Origin of the sequence: Gordonia sp. NPDC057258 (assembly GCF_042668985.1) — a bacterium.
In the GTDB taxonomy this organism is placed as follows: domain Bacteria; phylum Actinomycetota; class Actinomycetes; order Mycobacteriales; family Mycobacteriaceae; genus Gordonia; species Gordonia hongkongensis.
In genome coordinates this window covers 22,770-39,233 of sequence record NZ_JBHUXZ010000006.1, presented here as the reverse complement: position 1 = coordinate 39,233, position 16,464 = coordinate 22,770, and the positions used below count along the sequence as shown (strand labels likewise).

The 16,464-nt window shown below is 69.4% G+C and carries 15 protein-coding genes; 10 read left to right on the top strand and 5 right to left on the bottom strand.

The features are described 5' to 3' along the window. Positions 1–24 precede the first annotated feature (24 nt). Positions 25–1,299 (bottom strand): hypothetical protein, encoded by a 1,275-nt coding sequence (locus ACFUEJ_RS06475; RefSeq protein WP_055475549.1) that lies wholly within the window; start codon positions 1,297–1,299, stop codon positions 25–27. Between the two features lie 16 nt (positions 1,300–1,315). Beyond that, positions 1,316–2,926, bottom strand: coding sequence for a DEAD/DEAH box helicase (locus ACFUEJ_RS06470; protein ID WP_055475609.1), 1,611 nt, complete (start codon positions 2,924–2,926; stop codon positions 1,316–1,318). Positions 2,927–3,213: 287 nt separating this feature from the next. Between ACFUEJ_RS06470 and ACFUEJ_RS06465 the strand changes: the two genes are divergently transcribed. Together ACFUEJ_RS06465 and ACFUEJ_RS06460 are read left to right on the top strand one after the other, a co-directional pair. Beyond that, complete coding sequence (locus ACFUEJ_RS06465; RefSeq protein WP_083207443.1) at positions 3,214–3,927, top strand: ferritin-like fold-containing protein; 714 nt, start codon at positions 3,214–3,216, stop codon at positions 3,925–3,927. A gap of 125 nt (positions 3,928–4,052) precedes the next feature. After that, positions 4,053–4,283, top strand: a complete 231-nt coding sequence (locus ACFUEJ_RS06460) for a DUF3107 domain-containing protein (protein ID WP_004023442.1) — start codon at positions 4,053–4,055, stop codon at positions 4,281–4,283. A gap of 78 nt (positions 4,284–4,361) precedes the next feature. Here ACFUEJ_RS06460 and ACFUEJ_RS06455 read toward each other — a convergent pair whose 3' ends face one another. Continuing rightward, entirely contained in the window at positions 4,362–5,096 is a 735-nt protein-coding gene (locus ACFUEJ_RS06455; RefSeq protein ID WP_055475548.1) for a TetR/AcrR family transcriptional regulator, read from the bottom strand. Positions 5,097–5,162: 66 nt separating this feature from the next. On the opposite strand from ACFUEJ_RS06455, the gene ACFUEJ_RS06450 reads away from it, so the two are divergent. From ACFUEJ_RS06450 to ACFUEJ_RS06415, 8 genes are all read left to right on the top strand, one after another. After that, positions 5,163–6,206 (top strand): DUF3152 domain-containing protein, encoded by a 1,044-nt coding sequence (locus ACFUEJ_RS06450; RefSeq protein WP_055475547.1) that lies wholly within the window; start codon positions 5,163–5,165, stop codon positions 6,204–6,206. A gap of 58 nt (positions 6,207–6,264) precedes the next feature. Then, positions 6,265–7,473, top strand: coding sequence for an adenylyltransferase/sulfurtransferase MoeZ (moeZ, locus tag ACFUEJ_RS06445; RefSeq protein WP_055475546.1), 1,209 nt, complete (start codon positions 6,265–6,267; stop codon positions 7,471–7,473). Between the two features lie 85 nt (positions 7,474–7,558). Then, positions 7,559–8,413 carry a TIGR02569 family protein gene (locus ACFUEJ_RS06440; protein ID WP_055475607.1) on the top strand — a complete coding sequence of 285 codons (855 nt, stop codon included), beginning with the start codon at positions 7,559–7,561 and terminating at the stop codon, positions 8,411–8,413. Positions 8,414–8,650: 237 nt separating this feature from the next. Next, positions 8,651–10,156 carry a NarK/NasA family nitrate transporter gene (locus tag ACFUEJ_RS06435; RefSeq protein WP_055475545.1) on the top strand — a complete coding sequence of 502 codons (1,506 nt, stop codon included), beginning with the start codon at positions 8,651–8,653 and terminating at the stop codon, positions 10,154–10,156. A gap of 37 nt (positions 10,157–10,193) precedes the next feature. Beyond that, positions 10,194–12,782, top strand: coding sequence for a nitrite reductase large subunit NirB (gene nirB, locus ACFUEJ_RS06430; protein ID WP_083229296.1), 2,589 nt, complete (start codon positions 10,194–10,196; stop codon positions 12,780–12,782). Continuing rightward, the gene (locus ACFUEJ_RS06425) at positions 12,779–13,216 is read left to right on the top strand and encodes a nitrite reductase (NAD(P)H) small subunit family protein (RefSeq protein ID WP_055475543.1); all 438 of its coding nucleotides are present in this window, start codon (positions 12,779–12,781) and stop codon (positions 13,214–13,216) included. Before nirB ends, ACFUEJ_RS06425 begins: the two co-directional genes overlap by 4 nt. A 5-nt stretch (positions 13,217–13,221) precedes the next feature. After that, the gene (locus tag ACFUEJ_RS06420) at positions 13,222–14,406 is read left to right on the top strand and encodes a uroporphyrinogen-III synthase (RefSeq protein WP_055475606.1); all 1,185 of its coding nucleotides are present in this window, start codon (positions 13,222–13,224) and stop codon (positions 14,404–14,406) included. Between the two features lie 17 nt (positions 14,407–14,423). Next, entirely contained in the window at positions 14,424–15,167 is a 744-nt protein-coding gene (locus ACFUEJ_RS06415; protein WP_055475542.1) for a sirohydrochlorin chelatase, read from the top strand. An 87-nt stretch (positions 15,168–15,254) separates the two neighbouring features. Here ACFUEJ_RS06415 and ACFUEJ_RS06410 read toward each other — a convergent pair whose 3' ends face one another. Together ACFUEJ_RS06410 and ACFUEJ_RS06405 are read right to left on the bottom strand one after the other, a co-directional pair. Next, entirely contained in the window at positions 15,255–15,557 is a 303-nt protein-coding gene (locus ACFUEJ_RS06410) for an MGMT family protein (RefSeq protein WP_055475541.1), read from the bottom strand. A 23-nt stretch (positions 15,558–15,580) separates the two neighbouring features. Next, entirely contained in the window at positions 15,581–16,357 is a 777-nt protein-coding gene (locus tag ACFUEJ_RS06405; RefSeq protein WP_055475540.1) for an alpha/beta fold hydrolase, read from the bottom strand. Positions 16,358–16,464: the final 107 nt, after the last annotated feature.

Below are 16,464 nucleotides of genomic sequence, written 5' to 3'. Positions count from 1 at the left end.
CTGAGGTCCGGGGGGCCGTGGGGGTCAGCCCGGACCGAAGGCCTCGATCCGGGGTCCGTGCTGTTCGACGACGATGTCGCCGAGGACACGCAGACTCACCACGGGCGCGGCCGGTTCGCTCCGGGCGAGCGGGATGGACCGGATCTCCCGGCCGGTCGCGACGTCGCGGACGCTGATCCCGGTGGTACTCGGCAGCAGGAGTTGTCCCGCCATCATCTGGCCGGGTCCCAATGTGCCGGGGACCTGGTAGATCGGATTCAGTGTCTGGGCATTCAGGACGACGGTCGCCTTCCCGGTCCAGTAGGTGACGATCCCGTCGGAGGAGATCGGGGCGCTGCCGGCGGGTGGCGTCGAGTCGCCTGCGACGGTGTTGGTCCCCGCCGCGTTCGCGTCGGTGTCGAACCGGCGGATCGCCGGCCCGCTCTCGGCGTCGAACGTGGGCGGTTCGGCCGGTGCGGCGCCACCGTCGTACACGGCGATCCCCGACGACGACATCGCGATGACCACGGGCGGCGGTCCGCTCACGTCGCCGGTGATGAGGGTCGACCCGTACTGTTCGACCTTCTCGTCGTCGCCGAGTACCGCGCCGAGGACCGTGAGCCGATACCCGGGGTCGTCGGCGCAGCGTTCGACGACGGCCACGCGGTCTCCCGACACCACCGACGAGAACAGCTCGCAGTCGACGCGATCGGGCGCGTCCTCCGGTCGGACCGGCGCCTCGACCCGGCCGTATTCGATTCCGCGAACGAGATTGGAACCCCAGGTCTCCATCCGGCGGGGGCCCTGCGCGACGACGTACCCCGAGTCGGTCGCGAGCCGGACCTCCGGGTCGGCGTCGCTGGTGCGGGCGCCCTTCCGGCTGCCGGTGCCCGCATCGAGAGCGGTCACCTCCGAGCAACCGCGGCTGTTGCGGTACACGGCCAGCGCCATATCGGCGCTCCCGGTCCAGGCGGTACCGACCGCACACAGGTCGAGATCGCGGCTGTACGACCAGAGTTCGCGACCGGTGGCCGGGTCGTGCCCGACGACCCGTCCGCCGTTCCCGGTGACGACGGCGGAGGTGCCGATCGCCGGGGCGCGGGTGGCGTCGGAGTCGGCCCGCCAGCGTGCGACGAAACTCGCGGGCACAGACTGTGCCGGCTGCACCGCGGCGGGTTCGGCCGCGGCCGGCACGCTCACGGTGTGGCGAACCGGGCTGAGGGCCCAGGCGGTGACGCACAGGGCCGCGACGACGACCACGATGGCCGCGGTGACCGCGAGATCGATCGGGCGGCGCCGTTCGGGCCTGACTCGTGCCACGCGGGTCAGCCGGTGGTCAGTCGGCGACAGCTGCTGTGGACTCCGGCGCGCCGGCGTCGGACGCGGCGGTCTGCTCGCCGGCGGGCTTGCGGTTGGCGCCACCGCGGCGACGACGACGGCGGCGCGGCTTCGCGGTGCCGTCGGCGGCAGGCGTTCCGGCGTCGGCGCCGGACTCGGTCGTCGTGGTCTCGGTTGTCGCGGACTCGGCAGCCGATTCGGTGGACGTCCCATTGGCGTCCGTTTGTCCGCCCCGGGTGCGACGGCGGGTGCGGGTCGAGCGCTTGCGCGGCTCGCGGTCCGCGCGCGTCTCCCGGGTCTCGTCGGGGTCGCGCGGCGGCTTGGCGGCGGCGATCCGGCCCGTCTTCGACTCGTCGATCGACAGGTCCGACCGGAGGTGTTCCGACGTCGAGTAGGTCTCCGGCGGATCGGGGATACCGAGGTTCAGCGCCTTGTCGATGAGCTCCCAGCGGTGCAGCTCGTCCCAGTCGACGAGGGTCACCGCGATACCCGTGCGCCCGGCGCGACCGGTACGGCCGATGCGGTGCACGTAGGTCTTGTCGTCTTCGGGGCACTGGTAGTTGATGACATGGGTGACGTCGTCGATGTCGATGCCGCGGGCGGCCACGTCGGTGGCGACCAGCACGTCGATGGTGCCGTCGCGGAACCGCTTGAGCGCCTTCTCGCGGGCGACCTGGCCGAGATCGCCGTGGACCGCGCCGACCTTGAAGCCGCGCTCGGCGAGGTCGTCGGCGACCTTCTGCGCGGTGCGCTTGGTGCGGGTGAAGATCATCGTGGCGCCGCGACCCTCGGCCTGCAGGATGCGGGCGACGAGCTCGGCCTTGTCCAGCGCGTGCGCCCGGTAGGCGTACTGCTTGGTGCGGTCGTGGACCGCGGAGTCGTTGGCGTTCTCGGCCCGGATGTGGGTCGGCCGGTTCAGGAACGTGCGGGCCAGGGTGACGATCGGACCGGGCATGGTCGCCGAGAACAGCATCGTCTGACGAGGCGCCGGCAATGCGGACATGATGCGCTCGATGTCGGGCAGGAAGCCGAGGTCGAGCATCTCGTCGGCCTCGTCGAGGACCAGGATCGACACCTTGCCGAGGACGAGGTGGCCCTGCTGGGCGAGGTCGAGGAGCCGGCCCGGGGTGCCGACCACGACGTCGACGCCGGACTGCAGTTCGGCGATCTGCGACTCGTAGGGACGGCCACCATAGATCGAGGTGACCTTCAGGGGGCGCTTCGTGCCATCGGCCAGGGTGACCTCGAGCGACGGCGCCGCCACCTGGAGATCGCCGGTCACCTGCACGCACAGCTCGCGCGTGGGCACGATGATCAGCGCGCGGGGCGTGGTGTCCAGCGGACGGACCCCGGACTCCTCGGCATGGGCGAGCCGGTGCAGCAGCGGGATGCCGAAACCGAAGGTCTTGCCCATGCCGGTGCGGGCCTGGCCGATGAGGTCGTGGCCTTCGAGCGCCAGCGGCAGGGTCAGTTCCTGGATCGCGAAGGTGTGGGTCTTGCCGTCTGCGGCAAGGGCCGAGACGATACGGTCGTCGACGCCGAGCTCGGCGAAGGTGGGGGCGGTGTGGGTGTCGTCGACGATGGTCGTCTGCACGGCGGAATCGCTCATGTGCGGTTGTGTGCCTTTCTGGGCCGGTCTGCGCGCGATGTGTTTCGGTGCGCGCACGGAGAAGGCTCGAAAGTGCACGCGCATATGTCGTAGTGGCACCGGGGATGTGACCGGGTATCGCGAGGAACTCGCAGTTCGGCGAGCAACGCCGTCGTCACATCCACACGCTCGCGCCGGCGAGCACGCGCTCCACGCGCAGCTCAGCGGGCAAGCGACGGGGGGTCCCGTCGGAGTGCACCGCCGTCGAGTGTACTTGGTGCCCCGCGGCGGCCCGCTACCATCACCTCATGGCGCCTGCATCCGACCCGTCCGAGTCGACCCCGTCACCTGCGACGTCCACCTCGGTGGCGTCGGCCGAGATGCGGGATTCGGCGATCGGGAAGCTGTTCGCCGTGCTGCTCGCCGGCGAGTTCGCCGCGTTCCACCGGCTCATCGAGGAGTCGGCGATGGCGCCGGATGTGCCCAGCCGCATCGCGATCGCCCGGATGGCGGCCTCCGAGGTCGGCCACTTCGACCGGCTCGCCGAGCGGGTGGAGGCGATGACCGGCCTCGGCGCCGCGGAAGCCGTCGAGCGCTACCGTTCGGTGTTCGATCAGTATCACCGCGCGACGACGCCGAAGACCTGGTACGAGGCGCTGGTCAAGGCGTATGTCGGCGACGGACTCGCGGCCGACTTCTACGCCGAGCTCTCCGACATGCTGCCGCCGGACTCGCAGGCCGTGATGGCCGAGGTGATGTCGGAAACCGCCAACTCCCAGTTCGCCCGTGACCAGGTCCGGGCGGCCGTCGAGGCCGACCCGTCGATCAAATCGGCCCTGGTGCTGTGGGGCCGCCGGCTACTCGGCGAGGCCATCACCCATGCGCAGTGGGTTCTCGCCGCCGAGGAAGAGGTCACCGATCTGCTCTTCGCCGGGGCCAGTTCGCTGACCGGCGTCGCCGGGTTCTTCGACGTCGTCGCCGGCAAACACGCCGAGCGGATGGCCGACCTCGGCCTCGCCTGACCCGGACCTGACCACGGCGGTCTCGGCCGACGGTGTTTCGCTCTGAGCGGAGTGGCTGTCCCGCCGTACCCCGGCTGCACTAGCCTTGTGCGGCAAGCGTTGACAGACACCGAGGAGGGCGGCACATGGCCGTGGAAGTGAAGATCGGCATCACCGACAGCCCGCGGGAGCTCACCATCGCGTCGACCCTGACCAGCGACAAGGCCTTCGCCGAGGTCGAGGCGGCACTGGGTGGCAAGCAGCAGCTGTTGTCCCTCGTGGACGACAAGGGCGCCCGCTACCTCATCCCGGTCACCAAGATCGCCTATGTCGAGGTGGGCGCGTCGGAGAACCGCCGCGTCGGATTCGGTTCCTGACCGGCCGCACAACCAGATCGACGAGAAGGGGCCTGTACGCCGGATGGCGTGCAGGCCCCTTCTCGTGCCGCAAGTGGTTCAGGCGGTGCCGTTGACAGTCGGCCCGCTCGGCTCGCTCCCGGCGCCGGTCGCATCCGGCTGCGCGTCGGCCACACTCGGCTCGACAACCGGCTGCGCGTCAGCCGACGCCGTCTGTCGCGGGAAGTGCGACAACCCGCCCCAGAGGAGAGCGACCGTGGTGTCCACGGCGGTCTGCTTGTCGACCGGGCGCTTGGCCTCGAGCCAGTAGCGGGCGTTGACCTGGCTGGCACCGACGAGCCCCGACGCGAGCATCCGCGAACGGTACGGATCTAGACCGGAATCGTGCATGACCAGGCCGTACACGGCGTCGACGCACGCCTCGGTCGCGCCCTCCACCCGGCGGATGACGGCGGGATCGGAGGCGTCGGAGGAGAAGATCAACCGGTAGCCCGAGTTGTCCTGATCGATGAAGTCGAAGAAGGCCTGGACCGCGGCACGGACGCGCTTGAGGTTGTCGGTGGTCGTCCGCAGGGCGGTGTTGACGTCGCTGACCAGCTTCTCGGCGTGGCTGTCCACGACCGCGATGTAGAGGTCGAGCTTCGACGGGAAGTGTTGATACAGAACGGGTTTGCTCACTCCCGCGTGCACCGCGATCTCATCCATGCCGGCCGCGTGGTAGCCGCGTTCGACGAAGATCTCACTGGCCGCGTCGAGCAACTGCATACGTCGTGCGCTGCGCGGCAGGCGAGTGCTGCGGCCGGGCACGGCGGACGCGTTGGTTGCGGTCGACATGCCCAAGAGAGTACTCGGCGGAGCTTCCTGCGCAGTATCGGTGGTCTGCTGTGAGAAAGTTGACCGGTGAGCCGCACAGAGGACGGTGGCCCCGGGTCCGAGCGTGGCCGGGTGCGTGCCAAGGATGTCGGCCCGAGATCGTCGGGACGCCCCAGACCGGACCAGCCGCTACGAGCGCGCTGGGACCCGACCGACGACAGCGGACGTCCCCGCGTCGACCGCGATGCCCAGCCGGAATACAAGAAGCAGTCGGCGCTCGGGCGGTTCGTCTCGACCTATGGGTGGCGTGCCTATGCGATCCCGGTGCTCACGATCCTGACGATCGCGCTGATCGTCGTCACCATCCGGGACGGCCGGACCGATGCGCTCGAGCCGGCGGCGGCCGCCAGCCCCGACTCCGCGGCGCGCAACACCGACATCAGCAAGGAGACCCGCCCGATCGGTGCCCCCACCGGCGACATCCAGGCGGCCGCGCTGCCCGCCGGGACGCTGCCCCAGGGCGGCCCGTTCACCGACCGGGCCCGCAAGACGTTCCGGGTCCTGCGCGGCGGCGGTCCGCCCGTCGGCACCGGCGGGCAGGTGTACACCTACACGGTGGAGGTGGAGAACGGCCTCAACCCGCAGGACTACGGCGGTGACCCGACCTTCGCGAAGATGGTGGACACGACGCTCGCCAACCCGCGCAGCTGGATCGGCGACGGCCGCGTGTCCTTCCGCCGTGTCGACCGCGGCGAACCCGACCTCCGCATCTCGCTCACCTCGACCGGCACCACCCGCGAGTTGTGCGGCTACCAGATCCGCCTGGAGACCTCGTGCTATTACCCGCCGCAGGCGCGGGTCACGCTGAACGAAGCCCGATGGGTGCGCGGTGCGCTGTCCTATCAGGGTGACGACGTCGCCTACCGGCAGTACCTCATCAACCACGAGGTCGGTCACGGCATCGGCTACGAGGCGCACGAGGCGTGCCGCGAGGACGGCGCGCTCGCGCCGATCATGATGCAGCAGTCCTTCGGCGTCGCGAACTCCGAGATCATGGCTCTCGACCCACAGATGAAGGCCAACCGGACCTTCGTGTGCCGTCCCAATCCCTGGCCGTTCCCCACCCGCTGACCGGGAATGCCGCCGCGGACTCATCCGTTGTGCCGGGGGTACGTAGTCAGCCCGAACAATGGAGGCGTTCGTGTCATCGCAAGGGTCGCCCACAGGGTCGCTGCCGCCGCTGGTGGAACCGGCCGCGGAACTGAGCAACGAAGAGGTGGCCCGCTACAGCCGTCACCTGATCATCCCGGACGTGGGGATGGACGGTCAGAAGCGTCTGAAGAACGCCAAGGTGCTGGTGATCGGCGCCGGCGGACTGGGTTCGCCGACACTGCTGTACCTCGCTGCGGCGGGCGTCGGGACGATCGGCATCGTCGAGTTCGACATCGTCGACGAATCCAACCTGCAGCGCCAGGTCATCCACGGCCAGTCCGACATCGGCCGGCCCAAGGCCGAGAGCGCGCGGGACTCCATCCTGGAGATCAACCCCTTCGTCACCGTCAACCTGCATGACCAGCGGCTCGAGCCCGAGGGTGCGATCGAACTGTTCTCGCAGTACGACCTCATCCTCGACGGCACCGACAACTTCGCGACCCGGTACCTGGTCAACGACGCCGCGGTCCTCGCGCACAAGCCCTACGTGTGGGGGTCGATCTACCGCTTCGAGGGTCAGGCCTCGGTCTTCTGGGAGGACGCCCCCGACGGCCGCGGTCTCAACTACCGCGACCTTTACCCGCAGGCACCGCCGCCCGGGATGGTGCCGTCCTGCGCCGAAGGCGGTGTACTCGGCATCCTCTGCGCCTCGATCGGATCGATCATGGGCACCGAGGCCATCAAGCTGATCTGTGGGATCGGCGAGCCCCTCCTCGGTCGTCTCATGGTGTACGACGCCCTCGACATGACCTACCGGACCATCAAGATCCGCAAGGATCCGGAGGGTGAGCGGATCGCCGGTCTCATCGACTACGACGACTTCTGCGGTGTCGTCTCCTCGGAGGCGTCCGACGCCGCCGCGGGGTCGACGCTGACCGCCGTCGAACTCAAGCAGAAGATCGACGCGGGCGAGAAGCTGGCGATCATCGACGTCCGGGAGCCCGTCGAATGGGACATCGTCCGCATCGACGGCGCGACCCTCATCCCGAAGGGCGACATCCTCTCCGGCGAGGGTCTCGCCAAGGTGCCGCAGGACCGGCCCACCGTGCTCTACTGCAAGACCGGCATCCGGTCCGCCGAGGCGCTCGCTGCGCTGAAGCGAGCCGGTTTCGCCGACGCCACGCACCTGCAGGGCGGCGTGACCGCGTGGGCGAACCAGGTCGACAAGACGTTGCCGGTCTACTGAGCCCGGTCATCGATCCGCACGTCGGTGCGGGTGGTTGCCGCGTGCCTTCCGGAAACGGACTACCGCGCTCGGTAATCTGGCCGACGTGAACACCGTCGAGCCGCCCGGACACGTGTTGAACACGTTCGGGCTCACCGCCCACCCGCCCATCGCGATGGGGGAATCGTGGGTCGGCGGGTGGCGTGTCGGCGAAGTCGTGCTCTCACTGGTTCCCGACCACGCGCGCGCCGCGTGGTCGGCGTCGGTGCGCGAATCCCTGTTCGTGGAGGGGATGCGCATCGCGCGTCCGTTCCGCGCCACCGACGGCCGGTATGTGGTGTCGGGCTGGCGGGCCGACACCTACATCGCCGGGACGCCCGAACCGCGGCACGACGAGGTCGTCCTGGTCGCCGACCGGCTGCACGAGGCGACCGCCTCGCTCGAACGGCCCCGGTTCCTGCTGCAGCCGCCTGCTCCGCCGCACACCGACGTCGACGTGTTCACCGCGGCCGATCGTGCCGCCTGGGAGGACGTCCCGCTGCGCTCGGCCCGGGCCGCCGGTATGGCCGAGCCGACCGCACCCGACGGTGTGCAGAGCGTCGACATGCTGAAAACCCTTGCGAAGCTTCGTAAGCCGGTGGACCTGCCGTCTCAGGTCGTGCACGGTGACCTCTTCGGCACGGTGCTGTTCGCCGGTGCCGCGGCCCCGGGGATCACCGACATCGTCCCGTATTGGCGGCCCGCCCCGTGGGCGGCGGCGGTCGCGGTGGTCGACGCCCTGGCGTGGGGTGGTGCCGACACCGAACTCATCCAGCGATGGTCGGATCAGCCCGAGTGGCCGCAGATGATGCTGCGGGCGACGATGTTCCGGTTGGCCGTCCACGCGCTGCACCCGCGGTCGACCTCGGGCGCACTGCCCGGGTTGCAGCGAGTCGTCGAACATGTACGTTTACTCGTATAACCGCAGCTCACAGCCCTGACTGACCGCTGACAGGGTTCTCACAACGCCCGTGTGACGGAGTGAGGACAACGTGACGATGCGGTCACCTCGCGGAAAATCCGCGCAACACGCCCCCTCCACACTTGGTCTCGAGTCGCACGACACCGGTGTCGGCGTCTTCCACGACAGCCACCACTGCACGCAGCCCTGTGCACGGCAGTGACACCACGTAGACCAGCAACCATCGGAGGCGGAGCCTTGGCATTCGCAGATCTCAGAGCACAACTGACACGGGACCACACGATCACCGACTGGGACCCGGAGGACCGGGTCGCCTGGGACAACGGCAATGCCGCGATCGCCAAGCGCAATCTGATCTGGTCGGTCATCTGTGAGCATGTCGGATTCTCGATCTGGTCCCTGTTCTCGGTGATGGCCCTGTTCATGGGCCCTGAGTACGGCATCAGCATGGACCAGAAGTTCGTCATCGCCGCCACCGCGACGCTGGTCGGTTCTTGCCTGCGTATCCCGTACACGCAGGCCACCGCCAAGTTCGGCGGCCGCAACTGGGCGATCTTCTCCGCCGTCGTGCTGCTCATCCCGACCGGGCTGACGATGATGCTGATGATGAACCCGGGCGAGTTCGGGTTCGGCTGGTTCCTCGCCGTCGCGGCCATCACCGGTTTCGGTGGCGGCAACTTCGCGTCGTCGATGACCAACATCAACGCGTTCTACCCGCAACGGCTGAAGGGCTGGGCGCTCGGACTCAACGCCGGCGGCGGCAACATCGGCGTGCCGGTCGTGCAGGTCATCGGTCTGCTGGTCATCTGGCTCGCCGCCGACCAACCCGAGATCGTGTGCGCCATCTACCTGGTCGCCCTGGCCGTCGCCGGTATCGGTGCCGCCCTCTACATGGACAACCTGGACCACCAGACGGCCAGCGGCCGGGCGATGCTCGACTGCCTCAAGTACCGCGACACGTGGCTGATCTGCCTGCTCTACATCGGTACGTTCGGTTCCTTCATCGGCTTCGGGTTCGCGTTCGGCCAGGTCCTCAACATCAGCTTCACCGAGGCCGGAGTCGCGAAGCCGGCGCTGGCAGCAGCGCAGATCGTCTGGATCGGTCCGCTGCTGGGGTCGGTCATCCGTCCTTACGGCGGAAAACTGGCCGATCGCGTCGGCGGCGGCAAGGTGACGCTGTACACCTTCATCGCGATGGTCTTCTCCGCGGCGATCCTCGTGGTCGCCGGCACGATCGCCGACAACAACGGCAAGACGATCACCGGCGCCACGTTGACGGCCTTCATCATCGGCTTCATCCTGCTGTTCCTGCTCTCTGGCCTGGCCAACGGGTCGGTCTACAAGATCATCCCGACCATCTGGGAGCACAAGGCGCAGGCGCAGAGCGGACTGAATTCGCTCGGGAAGACGAAGTGGTCGCGGAGCATGTCCGGCGCGCTCATCGGGATCGCCGGTGCCGCAGGCGGTCTCGGCGGTGTGGGTATCAACCTGGTGCTGCGCGCCAGCTACCAGTCCAACAAGTCGGCGACGATGGCCTTCTGGGTGTTCATGCTCTTCTACGTCCTGGCAGCGGTCGTGACCTGGTGGTTCTACGCCCGGCGCCCGATCGTCATCGCGGAGACCACCGATCTCGCGGTCACCGGTGCCCATGACGAAACGGCACCGACTGTCGACGGGACCGCATCGACCGGTGCTGCCGCCGAGGGCACCGACAAGCAGGCAACCAAGGAAGCGCTGGCCTGATCCTCACGGGACCGGCGAGGCAAGGGAGCAAAGAGCAGTGAACAGCGAAACCGCAACGCGCACAACCAAGACAGTTGTGGTGGTGGGCCATGGCATGGTCGGTCACCGCTTCGTCCAGGCGCTCCGCGAGCGTGACGCGACCGACCTGTGGCGTATCGAGATCGTCAGCGAGGAGATCGACCCGGCCTACGACCGGGTGGGGCTGTCCTCGTATGTCGGTGCCTGGCTTCGGGATTCTCTCGCACTCGAGGGGAACACGTACGCCGGGGACGATCGGGTCGTCACGCATCTGGGCGAGACCGTCACCGGCATCGATCGAGACGCCCGCCGGGTCGTCACCTCGAGCGGTCGCGAGATCGACTACGACGCAGTCGTTCTGGCCACCGGTTCCTACGCTTTCGTCCCGCCGGTTCCCGGCCACGACAACGACCGGTGCTTCGTCTACCGCACCCTCGACGACCTCGACGACATCCGGGCCGCGGCCGAGGCCGCCGGTCCGGGTGCGACGGGTGTGGTCGTCGGCGGCGGCCTGCTCGGACTCGAGGCCGCCAACGCACTCAAGCTCATGGGGATGACCCCGCACGTGGTGGAGTTTGCCCCGCGTCTGATGCCGATGCAGGTCGACGAGGGTGGCGGCGCGATCCTGAAGAACCTGGTGACCGAGCTCGGACTCGAGGTCCACACCGGGATCGGGACGTCGGAGATCGCCGACGCCGAGGACGGCGGCCTGCGGGTCACGCTGTCCGACGAGTCGACGATCGACGCCTCGCTCGTGGTGTTCTCCGCCGGCGTCCGACCGCGCGATCAGCTCGCTCGGGACGCGGGACTGGCCGTCGGCGAGCGCGGCGGCGTGCTCGTCGACGCCGGTTGTGGAACCGACGACGAGAACGTCTACGCCATCGGCGAGGTCGCCGCCGTCGAAGGCCGCTGCTACGGCCTCGTCGCCCCCGGTTACTCGACCGCCGAGGTGGTCGCCGACCGTCTGCTCGGCGGGACGTCGGAATTTCCCGGTGCCGACCTGTCCACGAAGCTGAAGCTCCTCGGCGTCGACGTGGCCAGCTTCGGGGATGCGTTCGGCACCACCGAGAACGCGCTGGAGATCACCTACCACGACGCGGTCGCCGGCCGGTACGCGAAGATCGTCGTCAGCGACGACGCGAAGACGCTGCTCGGCGGAATCCTGGTCGGCGACGCATCGGCCTACGCGATGCTCAAGCCGATGGTCGGCCGGGAGATCCCGGGCGACCCGGCGGCCCTCATCGCACCCGAGGGCGGCGCTGCGGTGGGTATGGACGCACTGCCCGACGACGCGGAGATCTGCTCGTGCAACGGCGTCTCGAAGGGTGCCATCTGCTCGGCGATCGCCGACGGCGCGTGCGACATCGCCGCGGTCAAGGGCTGCACCTCGGCCGGCACCACCTGCGGTGGCTGCCTGCCCAGCATCAAGCAACTGCTCGCCGCGTCCGGGGTCGAACTGAGCAAGTCGCTGTGCGACCACTTCACCCAGTCGCGCGCCGAGCTGTTCGAGATCGTCGCGGTGACCGGTATCCGCACGTTCTCCGAACTCGTCGACCGGTACGGCAGCGGGCAGGGTTGCGAGATCTGCAAGCCGACGGTCGCGTCGATCCTCGCGTCGACCTCCAGCGACCACATCCTCGAGGGCGAGCAGGCCGCGCTGCAGGACACCAACGACCACTTCCTGGCGAACATGCAGAAGAACGGCTCGTACTCGGTCGTGCCGCGGATGCCCGGTGGCGAGGTCACGCCCGAGCAGCTGATCGTGATCGGTGAGATCGCGCGCGACTTCGGGCTGTACACCAAGGTGACCGGTGGGCAGCGGATCGACCTGTTCGGTGCGCGCGTCGATCAGTTGCCCGAGATCTGGCGGCGCCTCGTCGACGCCGGGATGGAGTCGGGGCAGGCGTACGGCAAGAGCCTGCGGACGGTGAAGAGTTGCGTCGGTTCGACGTGGTGCCGGTACGGCGTGCAGGACTCGGTCGGCATGGCCGTGCTCCTGGAGAAGCGGTACCGCGGACTGCGCTCACCCCACAAGATCAAGTTCGGGGTCTCGGGATGTGCCCGCGAGTGCGCCGAGGCGAGGGGCAAGGACGTCGGCGTCATCGCCACCGAGCACGGCTGGAACCTCTACGTCGGCGGCAACGGCGGCCAGAGCCCGAAGCATGCGGTGCTGCTCGCCAGCGGAGTGGATGACGAGACCCTCGTCGCCTACATTGATCGGTACCTCATGTTCTACATCCGAACCGCCGATCGACTGCAGCGCACGGCGCCGTGGCTGGAGTCGCTCGAAGGTGGTCTCGACCATCTGAAGGACGTGGTGTGTGAGGACAGCCTGGGGCTCGCCGCCGAACTCGAGGAGGCGATGGCCCGCCACGTCGGCGGTTACCAGGACGAGTGGGCCGCGGTGCTCGCGGACGAGGACAAGCTGAAGCGGTTCGTCTCGTTCGTGAATGCGCCCGATGTCGTCGACCCGACGATCCGGTTCTCCGAGTACGAGCGCAAGGCGCCGGTGCTGCTCGACATGCCGGCGGTCCGTCCGGGTGCGACCGCTCCGTCGGGCCCCGATGGAGTGAGCGAGCGACCGGTGAGAGAAGGAGTGCCCACATGACCATCGCGCCAGGGGAGGCCGACACCATGTCCGCAGAGACGACACCCACCGGCGCCGCCACGGAGTGTGAGGGGAGCTGGGTGCGCGCGTGTTTGATCGACGACCTGATCGTCGGTCGCGGCGTCGCCGTGCTGGGTCCCGAGGGTGTGCAGGCCGCGCTGTTCCGTCTGCCCGCCGCCGAGTCCGATCGCGAGGCGGCGCCCGGGCGCTCCCGCCTGTACGCGATCGGCAACATCGATCCGTTCGGTCGCGCCGCGGTCCTCTCCCGGGGACTCACCGGCGACCGCGGGGGCGAACCCACCGTCGCCTCGCCGCTGGGTAAACAGGTCTTCGCGCTGCGCACCGGGATCTGCCTGGACGACGAGACGGTGTCGGTCCCCAGCTACGGTGTGCGGGTGGTCAACCGCATCGTCGAGGTGTTCTTCCCGGCGTGAACACCATGACCCCCGCCGGTGCAGACCCTGCCGGCGCAACCTCACCGGACCCCGACCCGTTGCCGCTCGCCGGTTTCACGATCGGGATCACCGCCGCGCGTCGCGCCGAGGAGTTCGCGGTACTGCTGGAACGACGCGGTGCCGAGGTGATGCAGGCCCCGACCATCCGCATCCTGCCGCTGGTCGACGACACCGAACTCGAGCGGGTGACCGAGGAACTCATCGCCCACCCGCCCGAGGTGATGGTCGCCACGACCGGTATCGGCTTCCGCGGGTGGGTCGAGGCCGCCGACGGGTGGGGTAACGCCGAGGCCGTCCTACGGGCGCTGTCCGATAGCCGGCTGATCGCACGCGGCCCGAAGGCCAAGGGCGCGATCCGGGCGGCGGGGCTGCGCGAGGAGTGGTCGCCGGAGAGCGAGTCCTCCTCGGAGGTCCTCGACCGGCTGCTGGAAGAGGGCGTCGACGGCGTCCGGATCGCGGTGCAGTTGCACGGTGCCACCAGCGAGTGGGAACCGCTGCCGGACTTCTGCACGGTGCTGCGCGCCGCCGGTGCCGAGGTGGTGGCGATCCCGGTGTACCGCTGGCATATGCACCCCGACGTGGCGCGCATCGACAAGATGATCGGCGCGGTGCTCCGCGGCGATCTCGACGCGATCACCTTCACCAGCGCTCCGGCGGCGGCGTCGATCCTGACCCGTGCCAAAGAACTCGGCAAGCTGCAGCAGTTCATCCACGCACTGCGGACCGCGGTACCGGTCATGTGCGTGGGCTCGGTGACCGCCAGTCCGCTGGAGGCGCTGCAGATCCCGACGATCTACCCGCGCCGGTTCCGTCTCGGCGCGCTCGCGCGCCTGATCACCGACGAACTGCCGCGGCGGAGCCACCTGCTGCGGGTCGCCGGGCACGACACCGCCATCCGCGGCCAGGCGGTCGTGGTCGACGGTGAGCTCCGGGAGATGTCGGCGACGAGTCTGCTCCTGCTCAAACTGTTGGCCCGCAACCCCGGTCGCGTGGTCTCGCGGCAGGAGTTGCTCGCCGGTCTGCCCGGCGACAGCTCCGACACCCATGCGGTCGAGGTCGCCGTCGCGCGACTCCGTGCCGCACTGGGGGATTCGAAGATGGTACAAACCGTCGTCAAGCGTGGTTACCGGCTCGCGGTCGACCTCGAGTACGACGCCGAAGACGAGTGAGAAGGAAGCGAGAACACATGCACGACAACCATGTACGGCTTCCGCACGGTGACCGGTTGCAGGGGTACAGCCCCGTCCTGGTCGCGCACGGGACCCGCAACCCGCACGGGGTCAACGTGATCGCAGAGATCGCCGAGGCCGTCAGCGCCCGCATCGGGCTCACCCGCACCGCATTCGTCGACGTCCTCGGACCGACGCCGAGCGAGGTCATCGCCGACCTGGAACGTCCGGCGGTGCTGGTGCCCGCGTTCCTCGCCTCGGGCTACCACGTCCGCAAGGACCTGCCCGAACACGTCGCGGCCGCCGGCCGGGCGGACACCGTCGTCACCCGGGCGCTGGGTCCCGATCCGGCCATCGCCTCGGTCGCCCGACTCCGGCTGGCCGAAGCGGGCTGGGAACCGGGCGACGCGGTCGTGCTCGCCGCCGCCGGGTCGTCGGACGAGAGTGCCTGCGGGCAGGTTCATCTGGCCGCCCGGCAGCTGGAATCGCTGATCGGCGGACGGGTCGAGGTCGGGTTCATCACGACCGCGACCCCCACTGTGCCCGAGGCGGTCGAGCGGGCCCGGCGCACGGGACGGCGGGTCGTGATCGCCAGCCACCTCCTCGCCCCGGGCCTGTTCCATCAGCGCCTGAGCACCTACGGCGCGGACGCGGTCGCCGCACCCCTGGGGCCGGACCCCAGGATCGTCGACCTGATCGTCACGCGGATGCGTGCGGCCATCAGTCCGTACCGACGTGTGCCGGTCCCGCGCCACGTCTGAGCTGCCCCGCAAACCCACCCTTTTTCGGCATATCCAGCACCCTCCAAGGGGGTGGGTATGCCGAGAACAGGTGGGTTTGCGGGTCGGTCACGTGGCGGGGTCCCACCGGCACTCGCGCAGTCGGATTCGCCCGTCGGTGACCGGAACACCCTCCGCCCGCAGCCGTTCCAGCTGACGAGTCGCGAGATGCGGCGCCGGCCGGCCGCCGGCGGGCACCACACGGTGCCAGGGCAGGTCGGCCGAATCGGTCCGCATGATCCAGCCGACGATCCGCGGGCTCGACAACCCGGCCGCGGCGGCCAGGTCGCCGTAAGTGCTCACCTGGCCGGCCGGAATGGCCGACACGAGTGCGCGGACCTGTTCGACCTGCTCCTCGGTGATGGCTGCCATCGTCGCCTCGACAGATGTCGTCGCTACAGCAGCGATCGGACCAGCGCGGCCGCGAGCCCGGGCTCGAGGAACGGCACCATGTGGCCGCAGTCGGCATGGTGGACGGTGACCTCGTCGCTGCGCTCGCTCGCGCACGCATCGAGGAAGGCCGGCCGCACGAACGGGGGCTGGACCTGGTCGGCGACCACCACGTGGGTGGGCACACCTGGCGGCGGAAGCACTGCGGGCCTTGCCATCTCGCTCCACGACGCCGCTGCGGCGGGTGCGCTCACCCGCCAGCCGACCCGGCCGCGCGGCCGGGGGACGAGGTGTTCGGCGAGTTCGGCCTCCATGAGCTGGTCGGGAACGGAGGCCCAGCCCTCCGCACGTTTCGCGGCGCGGGCGGTGTCGGCATCCGCGTAGTCCCAGTTGTCGAGACTGTCGGTGGCCACGTCGAGCGCGAATTCGGGGTCGAGGCCCTGCGCGGGGTCGAGCAGCACCAGCCCCTTCACCGCATCCGGGCGGCGGTTGGCCAGGTGCAACGCCAGCGCGCCACCGAACGAGTGACCCACGACGACCACCGGATGCTCATCGGCGGGGATGTGTTCGTCGATCACCGCGGACAACGCCCGCACCTGGTGCTCGATGCTCCATGGCGGTCGCCACGGGGACCGGCCGTGACCGATCAGATCCGGCGCGACGAGGCGCACGCCGGGGAGGTGATCGGTCAGCGCTGCCCAGCGGCGGCCGTGCCCGGTGAGTCCGTGGATCGCGAGAACCGCAGGACCGCTGCCGAAGACATGCGTGTTGAGAGCTGTCACCCGTCCATCCTGCCGTACGCCGCGCGGCGGACTCTGACACAGGTCGCGGGGACACAGGTCGCGGGCACGGCCGACGAGGCCGTCGGTGGGCCGTGATTCGATGGGTG

Excerpts from the sequence above, each read along its gene's own strand:
- moeZ (WP_055475546.1), top strand. The coding sequence starts at position 6,265 with ATGGAGGCGTTCGTGTCATCGCAAGGGTCGCCCACAGGGTCGCTGCCG.
- ACFUEJ_RS06465 (WP_083207443.1), top strand. The coding sequence starts at position 3,214 with ATGGCGCCTGCATCCGACCCGTCCGAGTCGACCCCGTCACCTGCGACG.
- ACFUEJ_RS06410 (WP_055475541.1), bottom strand. The coding sequence starts at position 15,557 with ATGGCAGCCATCACCGAGGAGCAGGTCGAACAGGTCCGCGCACTCGTG.
- ACFUEJ_RS06455 (WP_055475548.1), bottom strand. The coding sequence starts at position 5,096 with ATGTCGACCGCAACCAACGCGTCCGCCGTGCCCGGCCGCAGCACTCGC.
- ACFUEJ_RS06470 (WP_055475609.1), bottom strand. The coding sequence starts at position 2,926 with ATGAGCGATTCCGCCGTGCAGACGACCATCGTCGACGACACCCACACC.
- ACFUEJ_RS06415 (WP_055475542.1), top strand. The coding sequence starts at position 14,424 with ATGCACGACAACCATGTACGGCTTCCGCACGGTGACCGGTTGCAGGGG.
- ACFUEJ_RS06420 (WP_055475606.1), top strand. The coding sequence starts at position 13,222 with ATGACCCCCGCCGGTGCAGACCCTGCCGGCGCAACCTCACCGGACCCC.
- ACFUEJ_RS06460 (WP_004023442.1), top strand. The coding sequence starts at position 4,053 with ATGGCCGTGGAAGTGAAGATCGGCATCACCGACAGCCCGCGGGAGCTC.
- ACFUEJ_RS06425 (WP_055475543.1), top strand. The coding sequence starts at position 12,779 with ATGACCATCGCGCCAGGGGAGGCCGACACCATGTCCGCAGAGACGACA.